The organism is Massilia sp. Se16.2.3 (assembly GCF_014171595.1).
GTDB lineage: Bacteria > Pseudomonadota > Gammaproteobacteria > Burkholderiales > Burkholderiaceae_D > Telluria.
The window spans coordinates 4552764-4570379 of sequence record NZ_CP050451.1 but is presented as its reverse complement, the minus strand read 5'-3'; the positions used below and the strand labels follow the sequence as shown (position 1 = coordinate 4570379).

The following is a 17616-nucleotide window of genomic DNA, read 5'->3' as shown; positions in this document are numbered from 1 at the left end:
TTTCCGTGGCTCAGGGGCCAATCTTTGTTGGCGGCAACGTCGGGGTAGATTAAACTATGCACTGAGAAGCCTCCGTGTTGCAAGTTATAAGCTTCTTCTCACCGCCGCGCGCCACCGCCCCACCTTGTCGAAATACTTGTCCGGAACCGCCATCATGACCGATGTCCAAGACATCCAGCGCCGCATTATTGAACTTGACGTGGAACACCGGGACCTCGACGCGGTCATCGCAGTACTGACGGCCGATGGCCATGCCGACCAGTTGCAGCTGCGCCGCCTCAAGAAGCGCAAGCTGCAACTGAAAGACCATATCACCCTGCTGAAAATGCAACTCGTGCCGGATGTCCCGGCCTGAACAGTCTTCGCTTTCCTGTCCGCCCATTTTGACCGACCAACTTCCCGTGCCCGGCGCCTCGCGCGCCGACCCGCCTGTCGCCGCAGCCGAGGCCTCCGGTGTCGACGCCCCTGCGGCTGCGCCCGCAGGCAAGTACGATGCCGAGCTCGATCGACTGTTCGGCACCGGCGGCCCGCTTGCGCCGGCCGTCGGCACCTTCAAGCCGCGCACCTCGCAAACCGAGATGGCGAAAGCCATCGCCAGCGCCATCGACGGCCAGAAAGTGCTCATGGCCGAAGCCGGCACCGGCACCGGCAAGACTTTCGCCTACCTGGTGCCGGCGCTCTTGTGGGGCGGCAAGACCATCGTCTCGACCGGGACCAAGAACTTGCAGGACCAGTTGTTCCTGCGCGATATCCCGACCATCCGCCAAGCCCTGAAGGCCCCGGTGTCGGTGGCCCTGCTCAAGGGCCGCTCGAACTACGTCTGCCATTTCCATCTCGAACGTACCTTGCAGAACGGGCGCCTGACCTCGCGCGACGACGTCGGCCACCTGCGCGAGATCTCCCGCTTCATCAAGATGAGCAATTCGGGCGACAAGGCGGAACTGGCCAAGGTGCCGGAAACGGCCTCGGTCTGGAACCTGGTCACGTCCACGCGCGACACCTGCATGGGTGCCGAGTGCCAGTATTACCAGGATTGCTTCGTGATGAAGGCGAGAAGGGAAGCCCAGCAGGCCGACGTGGTGGTGGTGAACCACCACCTGTTCTTTGCCGACGTGGCGCTGAAGGACACCGGCGTGGCCGAATTGCTGCCGTCGGCGAATACCATCATCTTCGACGAGGCGCACCAGCTGCCCGATACCGCGACCCTGTTCTTCGGCCAGTCGGTCTCGACCTCGCAGGTGCTGGAACTGTGCCGCGACGTGCTGGCCGAGGGTCTGGCGCATGCGCGCGCGGGCGTGGACTGGGCGAAAGTCGTCACCGTGGTCGAAAAGGCCGCGCGCGACCTGCGCCTGACCTTCCCCGAGGGCGGTACGCGCATGTCGCTGCCGCAGATCTTGCCGAATTCGGCCTTTTTCCCGGCGCTGGACAAGCTGAAGGAAGAGCTCGACGGCATGATCGAGGTGCTGGAAGAGCAGGCGGCGCGTGCCGAGACGCTGGAAGCCTGCCGCGTGCGCGCGGTCGAACTGAAAGCCGCCTACGACGCCTGGAAGGCCGCGCCCAAGGGCAAGCTCGTCGAAGGCGACCAGGCCGTGCTCTGGGTCGAGGCCTTCAATTCCTCGCTGCAGCTTCACAAGACGCCGCTGTCGATCGCGCCAATCTTCCAGAACCAGCGCGAGGGCACGCCGCGCAGCTGGATCTTTACCTCGGCCACGCTGGCCGTAAAAAACGATTTCAAGCATTTCTCCGACCAGATGGGCTTGAGCGGCGAGCCCGCGCTGACCTGGCCGAGCCCGTTCAACTACGAAGAGCAGGGCATCCTGTACGTACCCACTGGCATGCCGGAACCAAATTCCTTCCAGTACACCGATGCCGTCGTCGATGCCGCCTTGCCGGTGATCGAAGCGGCCGGCGGGCGCACCTTTTTCCTGTGCACGACGATTCGCGCCGTCAACCGGGTGGCCGAACGCCTGCGCGCGGAATTCGCCGACCGGGGGCTGGACTTCCCGCTGTTCGTGCAGGGCGAGCGCGGCCGCACCGAATTGCTCGACTCCTTCCGCAATGCCGGCAACGCGGTGCTCGTGGGCAGCCAGAGCTTCTGGGAAGGCGTGGACGTGCGCGGCGAGGCGCTGTCGCTGGTAATCATCGACAAGCTGCCATTCGCGCCGCCGGACGACCCGGTGCTGGCCGCACGCATCGAAGTGATGGAAAAGCAGGGCTTGAACGGCTTCATGCACCACCAGCTGCCGGAGGCGATCATCACGCTGAAGCAGGGCGCCGGCCGCCTGATCCGCGATGTCGACGACCGCGGCGTGCTGATGATCTGCGACCCGCGCCTGATCAGTAAACCCTACGGCCGCCGCATCTGGCAGAGCCTGCCGCCGTTCAAGCGTACGCGCGTGCAGGAAGACGTGATCCGGTTTTTCAAGCCAGAGGCTTGAAGGTAGCGTAGGCGGGTTCCCCGCCTACGCGTCCAACGGATTCTTGATACAACGCGGCATATCCCGCCGTTGCCGCACGCGTCGTTGTAGGGTGGAGTCCCGACTCCACGCGGTACGGCGCTGGAGCCGCAGCAACGCTTGACTCTGATTGCTAGTGTTGCAATCCACGGAAAGTGCCGGGTACGCATCGGCACAACCGCGTGGAGTCAGGACTCCACCCTACGTCCCATCACGGCACGATCACCACCTTCCCGGTCACCTTGCGCGCCGCCATGTCGTTGAGCGCTTCGGCGGTATCCGCCAGCGGGTAGCGCTTCGATACCAGCGGCTTCAATTTGCCCTCTGCCATCCATCCCAGCATCTCGCGCATCGCCGCCAGGTTCGCCTTCGGTTCGCGCTTGACGAACTCTCCCCAGAACACGCCCACCACCGATGCCCCCTTGAGCAGCATCAGGTTCCAGGGCAGTTTCGGGATATCGCCCGCGGCAAAACCCACCACCAGGTGGCGGCCGCGCCAGGCGATCGAACGCAGCGCCGGTTCGCTGTAGGGGCCACCGACCGGATCGTAGATCACGTCCGGACCGCGCCCTTCGGTTGCCGCCTTCAAGGCTTCGCGCAGGTCGTCGCGCGTGTAGTCGATCAGCACGTCGGCCCCGTGTGCGCGGCAGACGTCGAGCTTCTCAGCGCTGGAGGCCGCCGCGATCACGCGCGCGCCGAGTGCCTTGCCGATCTCGATGGCGGCCAGTCCGACGCCGCCGGCCGCGCCCAGCACCAGCATCGTCTCCCCGGCCTTCAGGGCGCCGCGGTCGACCACGGCGTGGTGCGAGGTGCCGTAGGTGAGGGTAATGGCGGCGGCGGTATCGAAGTCCATGCCGGGTGGCATGGGCATGAGCGCGTCGGTCCGGGGCCACGACCTGTTCGGCAAAAGCGCCGGTGCGGGTGAAGCCGATCACGCGGTCGCCCACGGCAAAGCCGCGTACGCCTTCGCCGAGGGCGCGCACGACGCCGGCGAATTCATTCCCGGGCGTGAAGGGGAGCGGCGGGCGCACCTGGTACTTGCCCTGCACGGTCAGCACGTCGGGGAAGTTGACGCCGGCCGCGCGCACCTCCACCACGACTTCGCCGGCGCCAGGTGCGGGATCAGGCAGGTCTTGCAGTTCGAGGCTGTCCGGTGGTCCCCAGTCCTTGCATACGATCGCTTTCATGACTTCTCCTGTGTGGTTTTGCTTGTCGAATAGGCAGGATTATGCCCTACAGCACCAGACCAGGCCCGCAGGGGGGACAGTTTCCAGGCTTGCCGTTTGATCCTGGGCCGCCACTACTTGCCTTGCAGACTGTGTCGGGCTCTCCAGGGTGCCGCCACCCCGCCTCGACCCGGACCCGTTTGTGCGCACGCAAAATGACGAGGTAACGCGGCGCTAGAGTGATGGATGCGCACGCGCCAGCGAGCGTATTGACTGGGGGAATGGCAATGACGATTCGGTACGGCTGTTTCTTCAGCTATGCCCATGGGCGACACGAGTTGATGAACCGCTTCAAGACCGCACTGGCCGACGCCTTGCGCTGCTACCTCGAGCCGTATTTCGACAACGAGGACGAACTCTTCGTCGATACCGAACAGCTCGGCGGCGGCGACGACCTCGACCGCAAGATCGCCAAGGCGATGTGCGAGAGCGTCTGCATGATCCTCATCTACACCCCGAAGTACGAGGCGCACGCGTACACGCGCCGGGAATACGCGGCCATGCGCCAGCTCGAAACCGAGCGCAGCCAGTGGTACACCTTGCCCAGCCACCTGATCATCCCGGTCATCATGACCCAGCACCCCGACCGCTTGCCGCCGCAGATCGCGTCGTCCACCTTCTATGTCGATTTTTCGCATTTCACCATGGCCACCGCCGACCTGAAGTCGAACCCCGACTTCCTGCCTGACATAAACAAGATGGTCAAGCGCATCGCCACCCATTACCAGTACCAGAAAATGTATATGCCGGCTGGTCATGATTGCAACCAATTCGTGCTCCCCGATGTCCCACCCGAGTGGCGTGCCGTCCCGGATCTCACCTTCCCAAAAAAATGAGGAGCTACATGGAAATCAACCGTATAACGCTTCCGCCCATCACCGGACCCGGCGAAGTGACGGCCTTCTATTCGTTCGAGAGCGGGGCCGCGCGCAGCGCCGCTCTCGCGAACACGGCCGTGCTGCTGGCGGGCCGCCAGAATGCCACCTTGCCGGTGCTGATGATCGACTGGGATCTCGAAGCGCCAGGCCTGCACTTGCTGTTTCCCACACGTGACGAGCGCTTCGAAAACGAGCACCCCGATACCGCGCGGCCCGAGGGGCTGCGGCCCGACACGCCCCGGGCCGACGTGGCCCGGCCTGACGTGGCCCGGCCTGACGTGGTTCGGCCTGACGTGGCCCGGCCTGACGTGGTCCGGCCCGACAGCGCCCGCCCCGAGGCGAGCCGTCCGGGAATGCGCCCGCCCGCCATGCGTCCCGGCCTGCTCGAATACTTCGAGGCCTGCCGCGAGCAGCTCGAGACGCTCTCGCGCACCTGCGCCCATGCCGACGACGACGAACGCGCGCGCCTGACGCTCGAAGCCATCGACTGGGAAGCCTATGTCGAACGCGTCGACCAGAGCCGCACGCTGTACCTGATGCGTGCCGGGCGCTTCGACGACAGCTATGGCGAACGCGCCGACCGCATGGATTGGGACGGCCTGTTCGCCGCCTGCCCGGCGCTGTTTCGCGCCTTCGCCGCCCACCTGGCGCGCCAGTTCCGCCACATCCTCATCGACTGCCGCAGCGGCCGTTCCGCCGCCGTCAGCGTCTGCACGACCCTCCTGCCCGACAAGCTCGTGGGCATCTTCGGCCCCAGGGCCCGCAGCCTCGATGGCCTGGCCGGCGTGGTCGCGCGCGCCATCGAATACCGCTGCAGCCATGAGGAAGCACAGCGTCCCTTGCTGGTGTATCCGGTGCCGTACGGCGGCGACGGCATGGACGCCGAACGCCGCCTGCTGTGGCGCCGTGGCGATCCGCAGCGGGCCCTGGCGGGCTACCAGCCCGTGCTCGAACAATTGCTGCGCAACTGCTACGGCTTGTCGCAGGTGTCGCTCGACAGCTATCTCGACGAGGTCCAGCTGCAAGCGGGAGCGTGCATGGTCGAGCACCCCCCTTCACGGCGGAGCGCGATGCCGACCGCCTGTCGCTCACGCGCGGGATCGAGGGCCTGCTCGCCTGGGCGGCCGACAGCCGCTTCCCCCGGCAGTCGCGTACCGAGCTGGGCCTCCCGGATGCGGTAGCCGCGGCGCGTGCCGCGCTGGCCGCCGATGCGCCCGGCGGCGCCGGCCCGAACGGCGTGCTGCTCGCGCGCGAACTGCTGCGGCTGGGCGAACTGTACCGCCAGGGCGGGCGTGCGCTGCAAGGGCAGGAGTGTTTCCGGGAGAGTTGCCTGCTGCGCCAGCAACTGCTCGGCGAGCGCCATCCCGACACCCGCGCCGGCCGCGCGGCGCTGGCCGCTGCCCTGCGCGATGCCGGCCAGTTGCACGAGGCGCGCCAGCAATACGAGCTCCTGCTCGAGCATTGCCTTGCGGGCGTCGGCCCGGCGCATCCGGAAACGCTGGCGGCCCGCTCCGGCCTGGCCGCAACGCTGGCCCGTCTCGACGAGTTCGCGCCCGCGCTGGCGCTGCACGACGAGGTGATTGCCCTGTGCGAGCGCCAGTACGGACCCGGGCATATCGTCACGCTCGATGCGCTCGCGGGGCAGGCGCGCACGCTGGCGCACCGGGGCGAATATTCGCGTGCGCGCATGCTCTACGAGCGCGTGCTCGAGGGACGCCAGCGCGTGCTCGGCACCGAGCACGAGGACACGCTGCGCTGCACCCAGCAGCTGGCGACCCTGCTGCGCGACATGGGCGACCTCGGCAATGCGCGCAAGCTGCAGGAAAACGTGGTGCGGGTGCGCGAGCGCCAGGCCGGGATCGAGGCCACCGTCACCCTGCAGGCGCGCGAGGCGCTTGCCGAAATCTTTGCCGCCCGGGGCGATCTCGGCGCCGTGCGCGACATGCAGCAGTCGCTGGCGACGGCGCGCGCGCGCCGTCTTGGCTCGGATCATCCGGACACCCCGGGCATCCTGCTGCGGCTCGCTTCCACCCTCAGCCAGCAGGGCGAACTCGAAGAGGCGCGGCGTCTGCAGCAGCATGTCGTCAACCTGCACGAACGCCTGCGCGGCATGGACGACCATGAAACCCTGCGCAGCAAGCAGATGCTGGCCCAGACCCTGTCGAGCCAGGGGCACAGCCTGGCCGCCCGCCGTCTCGAGCAGAGCGTGGAGGAGGGCGGCAGCCGCTTGCGGCAATTGCGTGCCATGTCGTCCGGCCTGCACGACATGGCCGGCGCCGGCTTCGCAGCGCCCCTGGCCGGCGGGCGGCCGCCGGCGCCGCGCGGCACCCGCGAGCCCGGTGGGGCGCCTTCCACATCTGTGCCAGGCGGCACCGACCCGCTCGAGCACAAGCTCGGCCAACTGCACAAGCTGGTCGAAGGCGGACGCGCACGCGAAGCGCGTGTGCTGGCCGACAGCTTGCGCGAAAGTATCCTGCGTCCGACCGTTGCACGGCCCCTGCGGCGGCGCGGGGTAGCCCTGATCAAGCAGGTTTACCTCGACGATGGCGACAAGGACGCGCTGCTGGCCTTCGCCGAGGACGAGGTGGCCGCGCTCGAGGGCGCGCTGATCGAAGCCGCCGGGGGCAGGCCGCTGGCCATGCGCTAGTGTCTGTTGCCGATGCGGCAAGGAAGGCGCCGGGACCGGTTCGCGGGGAGGAGGGGCCGGAGATGGGCGCTCCAGGGCAGCAGCCGAGGGCGCCATCGTCCTGTCGCTGCTGCCGGCCCCATATGCAGCGCGCCATATTTTATTGACACGGCTGCGGTGTCAGGACACGAAAACAGGTGACAGGTTTGCGTTGCCGGCCATGCTTTGGAACAGGCGCCCACAGTAGGAAAACAGGAAGCGCCAACGCGGTGGCGTCGTTTTCGGGCAACGGCGCCACGCCCCGCAGCCCATAAATTATCTCCCCCGGACGCGCGATCAAAGCGTTGCTTCAGGTAAAATCGCGTGATGCGAATTCTTATCAGTAACGACGACGGCTACCTCGCCCCTGGTATCAAGGCCCTGGCCGATGCCCTTGCCGGGGTAGCCGATATTACCGTGGTCGCACCCGACAGCAACCGCTCGGGCGCGTCGAATTCGCTCACCCTGGACCGTCCGCTGTCGGTCACCAAGGCTGCTAACGGTTTCTATTTTGTCAATGGAACACCGACCGATTGCGTCCATATTGCCTTGACGGCGCTGCTCGACGCGCCGCCCGACCTTGTTGTTTCCGGCATCAATAATGGCCAGAACATGGGTGACGACACCCTGTACTCGGGCACGGTGGCGGCGGCAACCGAAGCCTTCCTGTTCGGTATTCCGGCCATCGCCTTCTCGCAGGTCCAGCACGGCTGGGCCCATCTCGACGCCGCCGCGAAGGTCGCCCGCGACGTGGTGCTGCGCGGTTTCGACGTGCTGGCCTCGCCGTATTTGCTGAACGTGAATATTCCCAACCTGCCCGTCGAGGCCATGGGCGCCCTGACGCCGACCCGGCTCGGTCGCCGCCACCAGGCCGAACCGGTGATCCGTGCACAGGATCCGCGTGGCCGCGAGATCTTCTGGATTGGCGCGCCCGGGGCCTGCCGCGATGCCGGCGAGGGCACGGATTTCCACGCCACCAGCCAGGGCATGGTGTCGATCACGCCGTTGCAGGTCGACCTGACACACAAATCGCAGCTCGAGCTGCTGGCGCGGGGGCTCGCATGAAAGACCCGACCAAGACCCCGGAGCGCAGTACCTTCCCCTTGCCCCTGTCTTCGGTAACGAGCCCCGGGGCGCAAGACGGTGGCGCCGGCGCCGGTCGCCACGCCGCAGACGGCAACCCGGAATGCCGCGCGCGCGGCCGGAACCGCCGCGCCGACGAAAGCGCCGGCGCCCGGTCCGAAGCTGCCGGGCTACGCCTTGCCGGCCGCGCAGCCGGCGCCGGCCGCGCAGCGCTCGGACATGATGGCCACCGAGGCGATCCGGCGCGCCATGGTCACGCGGGTCGCGGCGCAAGGCGTGCAGGACAGCCTCGTGCTGGGCGCCCTGGAGGCGGTGCCGCGCCACCTGTTCATCGAACCGGCCCTGTCGGGCCAGGCCTACATCGACGCCTCGCTGCCGATCGGCCATCATCAGACGATTTCCCAGCCGTACATCGTCGCCCGCATGATCGAGGCCATGCGTGACGGCAAAACCATGAACCGCGTGCTCGAGATCGGCACCGGTTGCGGCTACCAGGCTGCCGTGCTCGCACGCGTGGCCAAAGAGGTCTATTCCATCGAGCGCATCAAGCCTCTCCACGAGCTTGCCAAGGCCAATTTGCGGCCCCTGCGCCTGTCCAACCTGCGCTTGCACTACGGAGATGGTATGCTCGGGCTCGCGCAGGTTGCGCCTTTCGACGGTATCATCCTCGCCGCAGCCGGCCTGGAAGTGCCGCGCGCCCTGCTCGAGCAGCTGGCTATCGGTGCCCGCCTGGTGGCCCCGGTCGGCGGCCAGGTGCAACACCTGCAGCGGATAACCCGCATTGGCAAGGCCGAGTGGACCAGCGAGACGCTGGAAGCCTGCCATTTCGTACCTTTGCGCCCTGGTATTGTATGAATCTTGCCAGGGGCGCCACAGATAATAGATGAGAATGAAACAACGAACCCGTTTAGCCCTGCTGACCCTCACTTTCGGCCTGGTTGCCGGCTGTACCAGTACCACCCGCCAGGCGCCCATCGTCGAGCGGCCGATGTCCACTTCCAGCAGCCAGTCCCGTCCGGCACCGGTACGCACCGAAGAACGCAAGGACGCGCGCGGCACCTACACCGTGCGCCGTGGCGACACGCTGGTGCGCATCGCGCTCGACCATGGCCAGAACTACCGCGACCTGGTTACCTGGAACAACCTGGCCGATCCTGACGACATCAAGGTCGGCCAGGTGCTGCGCGTGCTGCCGAACGAGCGCGAGAGCAAGGCAGTCGTGACCCAGCCGGTGCCGATGCCGCCGGAAAACCGGCCTTCGGTACCGCGCAAGACCACCCCGCGTGCCGACAAGAAGCCTTATGAAGAGTCGGTTGCCGAGGCACCGCGCGACAAGGCAGGGGGAGCGGGCGGAAAATGTCGTGGCCGCGGTGCCGGCGCCGGCCAGCCTGGCGACCGGCGCCCGCGTCGGTGCCACCGTGAGCGCCACCGACGACGAGAAGCTGAGCTGGATGTGGCCGTCCGACGGGCGTATCATCGCTACGTTCGACGAAGGCAAGAGCAAGGGGATCGACATCGCGGGCCGCGCCGGCCAGCAGGTGATGGCGGCAGGTGCCGGCAAAGTAATGTACGCTGGTAGCGGCATCCGGGGTTATGGTAACCTCGTCATCGTCAAACACAGCAACAGCTTGCTGTCGGCTTACGCCCACAATCGCGCCATTATCGTCAAGGAAGGCGATAACGTCGCCAAGGGCCAGGTGATCGCCGAAATGGGCGATTCCGATGCCGAGACGGTGAAGCTGCATTTCGAGATTCGCCAGCAGGGCAAGCCAGTCGATCCGTCGAGGTTCTTGCCCAGCCGTTAGAGAGGGCAAATGACGCTGCCGCCGCATTCAGGACATCAAGACGCTTCCGACGAGCTGCCTGAGGAACTGGACGGCGAGGGCGCGTCCGCCGGCTTCGGAGCCGACACGCCGGCCGATGGCGCGGGTGCCGAAACGCTGGCGCCCGGCGCGGCGAGCGAGACCGACAGTGTCGACGAACTCAAGACGGTCCTCGCGGCCGAACTCTCGACCGATACCACCCAGCACTACCTGAACCAGATCGGCACCCGGCCGCTGTTATCGGCCCAGCAAGAGGCGCATTACGCCACCCTGGCCAAGGCGGGCGATTTCGACGCGCGCCAGAAGATGATCGAGCACAACTTGCGGCTCGTCGTCTCGATCGCCAAGCACTACATCAACCGCGGCGTCGTCCTGCTCGACCTGATCGAGGAAGGCAACATCGGCCTGATGCGTGCCATCGACAAGTTCGAGCCCGAGCGCGGCTTCCGTTTCTCGACCTACGCCACCTGGTGGATCCGCCAGAGCATCGAACGCGCCATCATGAACCAGGCGCGCACGGTGCGCCTGCCGGTGCACATGGTGCGCGAGCTGAACGCCGTGCTGCGCGCCAAATACCACCTGGAAGCCCAGCACCACGACGGCAAGGAAGCAAGTAGCGAGGATATCGCCAGCCTGGTCGGCCGCCCGGTGGAGGAGGTACAGGACATCCTGGCGCTGTCCGAGCATGCCGCCTCGCTCGATGCGCCGCTCGACAACGATCCCGGTTCCAGCCTCATGGACATGTTGCCAGGGGAAATGGACGATAGTCCCGATGCGCGTGCCGAGCAGCACGAGATGACGCAACTGGTGCGCGACTGGCTCACGCGCTTGCCGGAAAAGCAGCGCCTGGTCGTGATGCGCCGCTTCGGGCTCGACAACGACGATCCGGCCACGCTGGAAACCCTGGCCGAGCAGATGGGCGTCACGCGCGAACGGGTGCGCCAGATCCAGCAGGAAGCCCTAGTCAAGCTCAAGCGGGCCATGGCGGCACGTGGCGTCGTGCGCGATTCCTTGCTATGATGCGGCCGGTCTTGTGAGCTGAATATTGCCGTGGTGCGGTCCCGCGCCGCGGCAGCTGACCAGGGTCGGGCCATCGAGTCTATCGTCTGATCCGCTTTCCATTGTTTACCCTTCCGCGTGGGCACAGCGTGCCTTGCCGGCCGCGCCCACCCTACCTATACGTCTCCGCTCCACGCTACCTATGCAAGAAACCTTTATCGAAATTAAGTCACTCGACGCGGATGCGCGCGGCGTCGGCCACCTCGAGAACGAAGACGGCACCCCGGGCAAGGTGATCTTCGTCGAAGATGCGCTGCCGGGCGAGCGCGTCAGCTACGAGGTCAAGCGCAAGAAGAAGAACTGGGAAGCCGGCCGCATGGTCACGCTGCAGCGCGCTTCGTCGATGCGCGTCGAGCCGCGCTGCGAGCACTTCGGCTATTGCGGCGGCTGCTCGATGCAGCACCTGGAGCCGACCGCCCAGGTGGCGATCAAGCAGCGCACGCTGGAAGACAACCTCTGGCACCTGTCCAAGGTGAAGGCCGAGAACATCATGCGGCCGATGTACGGACCGACCTGGGGCTACCGCTACCGCGCGCGCCTGTCGGTGCGCCACGTCGAGAAAAAGGGCACCGTGCTGGTGGGCTTCCACGAGCGCGCGTCCTCGTATGTCGCCGACATCCGTTATTGCCACATCCTGCCGCCCCACCTGGGTGGCATGCTGATGCCGCTGCGCGAACTGGTCGGTTCGCTGTCGATCTACAACCAGATGCCGCAGATCGAAGTGGCCGTCGGCGAGGAAAGCACGGCGCTGGTGCTGCGCATCATGGCGCCGCTGTCGGCCAAGGACGAGGAACTGGTCAAGGCCTTTGCCGACGAGTGGGGCATCCACTGGTGGCTGCAGCCGAAGGGGCCGGACACGGTCCACGAGTTCTACCCGCTCAAAGGGGATCCGAACTACCGTGAGCTGTACTACACGCTGCCCGAGTTCGGCGTGCGCATGCCCTTCAAGCCGACCGACTTCACCCAGGTGAACCACCAGATCAACCGCGCCCTGGTGCACAAGGCGCTGACCCTGCTGGAGGTGCAGCCGCAGGACCGCGTGGCCGATCTCTTCTGCGGCCTGGGCAACTTCACGCTGCCGCTGGCGACGCAGGCGCGCGAAGTCGTCGGCATCGAGGGCAGCACCGTGCTCAGCGCGCGCGCGCTCGACAATGCCAAGGCGAATGGGCTATCGGAAAAGACGACCTTTTACACGCGCAACCTGTTCGAAGTCACGGCCGATGACCTCGTCGCGCTGGGCCGTTTCGACCGCATGCTGATCGACCCGCCACGCGACGGTGCGATTGCGCTGGCGCTGGCCCTGGCCGAATTGCGCGAAAGCGGCAAGACCGAATTCCTGCCGCAGCGCCTCGTCTACGTGTCGTGCAGCCCGTCGACGCTGGCACGCGATGCCGGCATCCTGGTACACCGCGCCGGCTATGTGATGCAGAAGGCGGGCGTGGTGAACATGTTCCCGCATACCTCGCACGTCGAGTCGATCGGAGTGTTCGAGCTGGCATAGGCCTGATTCACTGCGCTGGCATTCGCGCCACGTAGGGTGGGCGCCCTGTGCCCACGCTGTAGAGCATCTCGTCGGCCGAATCGTGCAGCCAAGGGATGCCTCTCGATTGCCCATGCATCGCACCGCGTGGGCGCGGAGTGCCTACCCTACGAATGACGAACGAAAAAAAGCCGACCCGCGGGTCGGCTTTTTCGTTCAGGAACCCGAATCAGTCGTCGCCGCCGAAGATGCCCAGCAGGCGCAGCAGGCTGGTGAAGACGTTGAACACGTCCAGGTAGATCGCCAGCGTGGCGGTGATGTAGTTGGTTTCGCCGCCGTTGACGACGCGCTGCACGTCGTACAGGATGAAGGCCGAGAAGATGGCAATGGCCAGCACCGAGATCACGATGGTCAGCAGCGGCATGTTCAGGAAAATGTTCGCCACGGCCGCGAGCAGGATCACGACCGTGCCGGCGATCAGCCAGCTGCCCATGCCCGAGAAATCGCGCTTGGTGGTGGTGGCGATGCTTGCCATGACGGCGAACACGCAGGCCGTGCCGCCGAAGGCCGTCATGATCAGGCTGGCGCCGTTCGAGTAGCCGAGCGTGTGGCGCAGCAGCGGCGTGAGCATCAGGCCCATGAAGAAGGTGAAGCCGAGCAGGACGAACACGCCGAGCGTCGATTCCTTCGTCTTTTCGATGGCGAACATGAAGCCAAAGGCGATCAGCATGAAGACGATGAAGCCCATGAAGCCGCTGAACATGGGCAGGTTCATCGATACGCCGACGAAGGCGCCGAGCACGGTCGGGATCATCGACAGCGCCAGCAGCCAGAATGTGTTGCGCAATACCTTGTTGCGCGCGACCTGGCCGACGGCCACGTCATAGGCAGGTTGCTTTTGCAGGATAGGGTTCATGATGCCTCCGGTTCGATTGATTGATCGCCTTGCATGCTGCGATGTCGATGCAGCCATGCGTCCAGCATAGCATGCTGGCCCCACCGGGAGCACGTCCTTAAGCAATGCATAAGGCAACTCCCGGCGGACACTGCAGGAAACCCCGGCAAACCTGCTGCGCGTCGGATTGTCGCCCTGCGATGCTCGCTGTACCGTCGTACAGCTGCGCTTCTCGGGCAACACTCCTTCCGCTCGCTACGGTTTTCCGGGGTTTCCAGATCTTGCACCACGTGGCAAACAAGCGCACGCCAGATTGACAAGGCGGTTTTTCGCCGCCACTCTACCACCTGGGCGGGCCCCGTCGCAATATCGGCTATATGGGGCGAGGTATGGTAAAATCAAAGGTTGATTGAGTTTTCAACTTCTCGATTTAAACCTTTCTTTTTATTGGAGTTTTTTCATGGCAATCGAACGCACCCTGTCGATCATCAAACCAGACGCAGTTGCAAAAAACGTGATCGGCCAAATCTACAGCCGCTTCGAAGGCGCTGGCCTGAAGATCGTCGCCGCTCGCATGACCCAGCTGTCGCGCGAACAGGCTGAAGGTTTCTACGCTGCTCACAAAGAGCGCGGCTTCTTCAAGGACCTGGTCGACTTCATGGTGTCGGGCCCTGTCATGATCCAGGCCCTGGAAGGCGAGAACGCCGTCCTGAAGCACCGCGACCTGATGGGCGCGACCGATCCGAAGAAAGCTGAAAAAGGCACCATCCGCGCCGATTTCGCCGATTCGATCGATGCCAACGCCGTCCACGGTTCGGACGCTGTCGAAGCTGCAAAAGTGGAAATCGCTTTCTTCTTCCCAGAACTGAAGTAATGCAGTAACCGGTCGACGACGTCGGCCGAAGCATGACTTTCGCATCAAGAACCGCTCGCCCAGTGCCCCGGGCCCGGCGAGCGGGTCGGTACCACGTTTCCTGCATTATTTTTAAGGTTTCAAGAACATCATGACGACTCTCACCAACCTGCTGGACTTCGATCCCGCGCAGCTCGTCGCTTATTGCGCCGAATTGGGTGAGAAGCCGTTCCGCGCCAAGCAGCTGCAGCGCTGGATCCACCAGTTCGGAGCAAGCAGCTTCGACGACATGACCGATCTGGCCAAGTCGCTGCGCGAAAAACTGAAAACCCGCGCCGAAGTGCGCGCGCCGGGCATCATCAGCGACCACACCTCGACCGACGGCACGCGCAAGTGGCTGGTCGACGTCGGCGACGGCAATGCCGTGGAAACCGTGTTCATCCCGGAAGAAAACCGCGGCACGCTGTGCATTTCCACGCAAGCCGGCTGCGCCGTCAACTGCCGCTTCTGCTCGACCGGCAAGCAGGGCTTCAACCGCAACCTCACCGTGGCCGAGATCATCGGCCAGCTGTGGATGGCCGAGTTCGAACTGCGCCGTACCAAGGGCATCGAACCGGGTCCGAAGGGCGAGCGCCAGATCACCAACGTGGTGATGATGGGCATGGGCGAGCCGCTGCTGAACTACGAGCCGACCGTCACCGCGCTGAAGCTCATGCTCGACGACAACGCCTACGGCCTGTCGCGCCGCCGCGTGACCCTGTCGACCTCGGGCGTGGTGCCGAACATCGACAAGCTGAGCCAGGATTGCCCGGTCGCGCTGGCGGTGTCGCTGCACGCCTCGAACGACAAGCTGCGCGACATTCTGGTGCCGCTGAACAAGAAATACCCGCTGCGCGAACTGCTGGCATCGTGCAAGCGCTACCTCGAATTCGCCCCGCGCGATTTCATCACCTTCGAGTACTGCATGCTCGACGGCTTCAACGACAGCGACGAACATGCGCGCGAACTGATCGCCCTGGTGAACGACCCGGCTATCGGCATCAACTGCAAGTTCAACCTGATTCCGTTCAATCCCTTCCCGGAGTCGGGCCTGTTCCGCTCGAAGAATCCGCGCATCAAGGCCTTTGCCCAGGTGCTGATGGATGCCGGCATCGTCACCACCGTGCGCAAGACGCGCGGCGACGACATCGATGCCGCCTGCGGCCAGCTGGCAGGCGAAGTGCAGGACCGTACCCGGGTTGCCCAACGCATGGAAAAAATGGCTGAGTACCAGAAGAAGTTCGGCGCCGATTTCGGCCGCATCGTGGAGATTGATTCTTGAACGGCGCGGCAGCTGGCGCAAGGGCGAAGCGCGTGAAGGGCAAGGCCCTGGCCGCACGCCTGGTGGCCGCATCCGTGCTGGCCCTGTTGACGGCCTGTGCCGGCACCGGCACCGGCGGCGGCGAGCTCAAGACCGCGTCCGACCAGACCACGGCCGAGAAGCGCGCCTTCATCCGCGTGCAGCTGGCCGTCGGCTACTACCAGCAGGGCAAGTACGAGATCGCCCTGGACGAGATCAAGCAGGCCCTCAAGGCGGACCCGAACTATGCCGAGGCCTACGGCATGCGCGCGCTGATCTATACCGCCATGAACGAGCTGCGCCTGGCCGAAAGCAACTACGAACAGGCGCTGCGCCTGGCGCCGAATAATCCCGAGCTGGCCAACAACTACGGCTCCTTCTTGTGCCAGTCGGCGAACCGCCCGCTTGATGCCATGCGCTACTTCGAGCAGGCCCTGAACAACCGCAGCTATGCAACGCCCGTCAGCGCCCAGGTCAACGCCGCCCAGTGCAGCTTCAAGACCCGCAATGTCGATGCCGCCGAGCGCTACCTGCTCAATGCGGTACGCATCAACCCGGACCTGCCGGCAGTGAACGCTGGCCTGGCCCGGGTCTACTACGAGCGGCGCGACTACCAGCGCGCCGGTTTTTTCATACACCGCCTGACAGAGTTGTCGACACTCGACAACCTGCCCGCCGATGCGTTGTGGCTCGCCCTGCGGGTCCAGCGTAAACTGGGCGAACGCTCGATGGAAGCCAGCCTGGTCGCGCAGCTGCGGCGGCGCTTCCCCGGCTCGCCCGAATACCTGGCGTACGAGCGCGGGGCTTTTGATGAGTGAGACGAGAATGACTTCTGAGCGCACAGACCAGAGCGCCACGCCAGGCAACCACCACAGCCATCCGGGCGCGACGCTGGCAGCCCAACGCGAAGCCATGGGCTGGAGCGTCGAGCAGGTGGCCGAGCAGCTCAAGCTGACCGTGCGCCAGGTGGTGGCGATCGAAGCAGCCGATTATGCTTCGCTGCCCGGTCCGGCCGTGACGCGCGGCTTCGTGCGCGCCTACGCCAAGATCCTGCGCCTCGACCCGGCTCCGCTGGTGGCGATGATCCCGATGGATAATCCTGTCGTCAGCGACGACGGCGCCGCGCTGCGCCGCGATCGGGCCTCCTCGCGTCCGACCTCGTTCTCGCATTCGCGCTATCCGACCCACGGCAAGCGCTCGAGCCTGCCGCTGGGCTGGATCGCCGGCGTCATCGTCCTCGCTGCCGCCGCAGGCGCCGCCCGGCATTTCGGCCTGGTCTCGCTGCCGGGCAGCGCGAGTACGCCTGCCGGTAACGAAGCGGGCATGGGCACGCCGGCCGAGAACGGCACCGTGGCCGCGCCGGTCGCCGTGCCCGAACACGATACCTCGGTGCCGCTGATCTCGGTGCCGGCGCCTGCCGACGGCGCTGCTGCCGGTGCTGGCACGCCTGCCGCCCCGGCCGCCGGCACTGGCGCGGCGCCGGCTGCCACGCCGGGCGCCACCGGCACCGTGACCACGACCACCCCGGCCACCGCCACGCCGGCCGCGACGGCACAGGCGGCGACCGCACCGGCGGCGACCGCACCGGCGGCGCCGGCTGCCGCTCCCACGGGCGCCAACACCCCGGTGCTGAAGGTGAACGCCGATTCCTGGATCGAAGTGCGTCCGCAGGGCGGCAAGGCGCTGATCTCGCGCCCGGTACGTGCAGGCAGCACCGAGACGGTCGAGATTCCGGGCACGGCGACCCTGGTCGTCGGCAATCCGACAGGCGTGACGGCCACCCTGCGCGGCGCGGCGGTGGCGCTGCCGCCGGTGCCGGGCAAGACGATCTCCCGCATTACGATCAAGTAAGGATCGGA

The 17616-nt window shown here is 65.8% G+C and carries 15 protein-coding genes and 2 pseudogenes; 15 read left to right on the top strand and 2 right to left on the bottom strand.

Annotated elements, in window-relative coordinates; genetic code table 11:
* Window positions 1–154: 154 nt before the first annotated feature.
* Together G4G31_RS20890 and G4G31_RS20885 are read left to right on the top strand one after the other, a co-directional pair.
* On the top strand, window positions 155–355 hold the full coding sequence (locus G4G31_RS20890) for a YdcH family protein (RefSeq protein WP_182989221.1): 201 nt from the start codon (window positions 155–157) through the stop codon (window positions 353–355).
* Complete coding sequence (locus tag G4G31_RS20885; protein ID WP_182989220.1) at window positions 342–2438, top strand: ATP-dependent DNA helicase; 2097 nt, start codon at window positions 342–344, stop codon at window positions 2436–2438. The genes G4G31_RS20890 and G4G31_RS20885 overlap by 14 nt, the downstream gene beginning before the upstream one ends.
* 229 nt (window positions 2439–2667) lie before the next feature.
* Here the strand turns inward: G4G31_RS20885 and G4G31_RS20880 are convergent.
* Window positions 2668–3643 (bottom strand): annotated as a pseudogene (locus G4G31_RS20880) (NADPH:quinone oxidoreductase family protein).
* A 266-nt stretch (window positions 3644–3909) separates the two neighbouring features.
* Here G4G31_RS20880 and G4G31_RS20875 point away from each other — a divergent pair.
* The 9 genes and pseudogenes from G4G31_RS20875 to rlmD all read left to right on the top strand — a co-directional run bounded on the left by G4G31_RS20875 (window position 3910) and on the right by rlmD (window position 12691).
* Window positions 3910–4518 carry a toll/interleukin-1 receptor domain-containing protein gene (locus G4G31_RS20875; RefSeq protein ID WP_182989219.1) on the top strand — a complete coding sequence of 203 codons (609 nt, stop codon included), beginning with the start codon at window positions 3910–3912 and terminating at the stop codon, window positions 4516–4518.
* A gap of 8 nt (window positions 4519–4526) precedes the next feature.
* Window positions 4527–5741, top strand: coding sequence for a hypothetical protein (locus G4G31_RS27015; protein ID WP_229425159.1), 1215 nt, complete (start codon window positions 4527–4529; stop codon window positions 5739–5741).
* A 56-nt stretch (window positions 5742–5797) separates the two neighbouring features.
* Complete coding sequence (locus G4G31_RS20870; RefSeq protein WP_229425651.1) at window positions 5798–7207, top strand: tetratricopeptide repeat protein; 1410 nt, start codon at window positions 5798–5800, stop codon at window positions 7205–7207.
* A gap of 345 nt (window positions 7208–7552) precedes the next feature.
* Window positions 7553–8290 (top strand): 5'/3'-nucleotidase SurE, encoded by a 738-nt coding sequence (gene surE, locus G4G31_RS20865; RefSeq protein ID WP_182989217.1) that lies wholly within the window; start codon window positions 7553–7555, stop codon window positions 8288–8290.
* Window positions 8287–9163, top strand: a pseudogene (locus G4G31_RS20860) (protein-L-isoaspartate(D-aspartate) O-methyltransferase). The gene surE and the pseudogene G4G31_RS20860 overlap by 4 nt, the downstream one beginning before the upstream one ends.
* 34 nt (window positions 9164–9197) lie before the next feature.
* Window positions 9198–9887 (top strand): LysM peptidoglycan-binding domain-containing protein, encoded by a 690-nt coding sequence (locus tag G4G31_RS20855; RefSeq protein ID WP_308621810.1) that lies wholly within the window; start codon window positions 9198–9200, stop codon window positions 9885–9887.
* Window positions 9850–10113, top strand: a complete 264-nt coding sequence (locus G4G31_RS28690) for a peptidoglycan DD-metalloendopeptidase family protein (RefSeq protein WP_308600895.1) — start codon at window positions 9850–9852, stop codon at window positions 10111–10113. Before G4G31_RS20855 ends, G4G31_RS28690 begins: the two co-directional genes overlap by 38 nt.
* Before the next feature lie 9 nt (window positions 10114–10122).
* Complete coding sequence (rpoS, locus tag G4G31_RS20850) at window positions 10123–11151, top strand: RNA polymerase sigma factor RpoS (protein WP_182989216.1); 1029 nt, start codon at window positions 10123–10125, stop codon at window positions 11149–11151.
* Window positions 11152–11332: 181 nt separating this feature from the next.
* On the top strand, window positions 11333–12691 hold the full coding sequence (gene rlmD, locus G4G31_RS20845) for a 23S rRNA (uracil(1939)-C(5))-methyltransferase RlmD (RefSeq protein WP_182989215.1): 1359 nt from the start codon (window positions 11333–11335) through the stop codon (window positions 12689–12691).
* A gap of 208 nt (window positions 12692–12899) precedes the next feature.
* Here the strand turns inward: rlmD and G4G31_RS20840 are convergent, their stop codons facing one another.
* Window positions 12900–13586: a Bax inhibitor-1/YccA family protein gene (locus G4G31_RS20840; RefSeq protein WP_182989214.1), complete on the bottom strand. Its 687-nt coding sequence runs from the start codon at window positions 13584–13586 to the stop codon at window positions 12900–12902.
* 439 nt (window positions 13587–14025) lie between these two features.
* Here G4G31_RS20840 and ndk point away from each other — a divergent pair, with 439 nt between their 5' ends.
* The 4 genes from ndk (at window position 14026) to G4G31_RS20820 (ending at window position 17608) form a co-directional block, all read left to right on the top strand.
* Window positions 14026–14439 (top strand): nucleoside-diphosphate kinase, encoded by a 414-nt coding sequence (gene ndk, locus G4G31_RS20835; protein WP_182989213.1) that lies wholly within the window; start codon window positions 14026–14028, stop codon window positions 14437–14439.
* 130 nt (window positions 14440–14569) lie between these two features.
* Window positions 14570–15739 (top strand): 23S rRNA (adenine(2503)-C(2))-methyltransferase RlmN, encoded by a 1170-nt coding sequence (gene rlmN / locus G4G31_RS20830; protein ID WP_182989212.1) that lies wholly within the window; start codon window positions 14570–14572, stop codon window positions 15737–15739.
* Window positions 15736–16575 carry a type IV pilus biogenesis/stability protein PilW gene (gene pilW, locus G4G31_RS20825; protein ID WP_229425158.1) on the top strand — a complete coding sequence of 280 codons (840 nt, stop codon included), beginning with the start codon at window positions 15736–15738 and terminating at the stop codon, window positions 16573–16575. Before rlmN ends, pilW begins: the two co-directional genes overlap by 4 nt.
* Before the next feature lie 7 nt (window positions 16576–16582).
* Window positions 16583–17608 (top strand): RodZ domain-containing protein, encoded by a 1026-nt coding sequence (locus tag G4G31_RS20820; protein WP_182989210.1) that lies wholly within the window; start codon window positions 16583–16585, stop codon window positions 17606–17608.
* Window positions 17609–17616: the final 8 nt, after the last annotated feature.

Excerpts from the sequence above, each read along its gene's own strand:
- G4G31_RS20875 (WP_182989219.1), top strand. The coding sequence starts at position 3,910 with ATGACGATTCGGTACGGCTGTTTCTTCAGCTATGCCCATGGGCGACAC.
- rlmN (WP_182989212.1), top strand. The coding sequence starts at position 14,570 with ATGACGACTCTCACCAACCTGCTGGACTTCGATCCCGCGCAGCTCGTC.
- G4G31_RS20855 (WP_308621810.1), top strand. The coding sequence starts at position 9,198 with ATGAAACAACGAACCCGTTTAGCCCTGCTGACCCTCACTTTCGGCCTG.
- G4G31_RS27015 (WP_229425159.1), top strand. The coding sequence starts at position 4,527 with ATGGAAATCAACCGTATAACGCTTCCGCCCATCACCGGACCCGGCGAA.
- rpoS (WP_182989216.1), top strand. The coding sequence starts at position 10,123 with ATGACGCTGCCGCCGCATTCAGGACATCAAGACGCTTCCGACGAGCTG.
- G4G31_RS20840 (WP_182989214.1), bottom strand. The coding sequence starts at position 13,586 with ATGAACCCTATCCTGCAAAAGCAACCTGCCTATGACGTGGCCGTCGGC.
- rlmD (WP_182989215.1), top strand. The coding sequence starts at position 11,333 with ATGCAAGAAACCTTTATCGAAATTAAGTCACTCGACGCGGATGCGCGC.
- G4G31_RS20890 (WP_182989221.1), top strand. The coding sequence starts at position 155 with ATGACCGATGTCCAAGACATCCAGCGCCGCATTATTGAACTTGACGTG.
- G4G31_RS28690 (WP_308600895.1), top strand. The coding sequence starts at position 9,850 with ATGGCGGCAGGTGCCGGCAAAGTAATGTACGCTGGTAGCGGCATCCGG.
- ndk (WP_182989213.1), top strand. The coding sequence starts at position 14,026 with ATGGCAATCGAACGCACCCTGTCGATCATCAAACCAGACGCAGTTGCA.
- G4G31_RS20885 (WP_182989220.1), top strand. The coding sequence starts at position 342 with ATGTCCCGGCCTGAACAGTCTTCGCTTTCCTGTCCGCCCATTTTGACC.
- G4G31_RS20820 (WP_182989210.1), top strand. The coding sequence starts at position 16,583 with ATGACTTCTGAGCGCACAGACCAGAGCGCCACGCCAGGCAACCACCAC.
- surE (WP_182989217.1), top strand. The coding sequence starts at position 7,553 with ATGCGAATTCTTATCAGTAACGACGACGGCTACCTCGCCCCTGGTATC.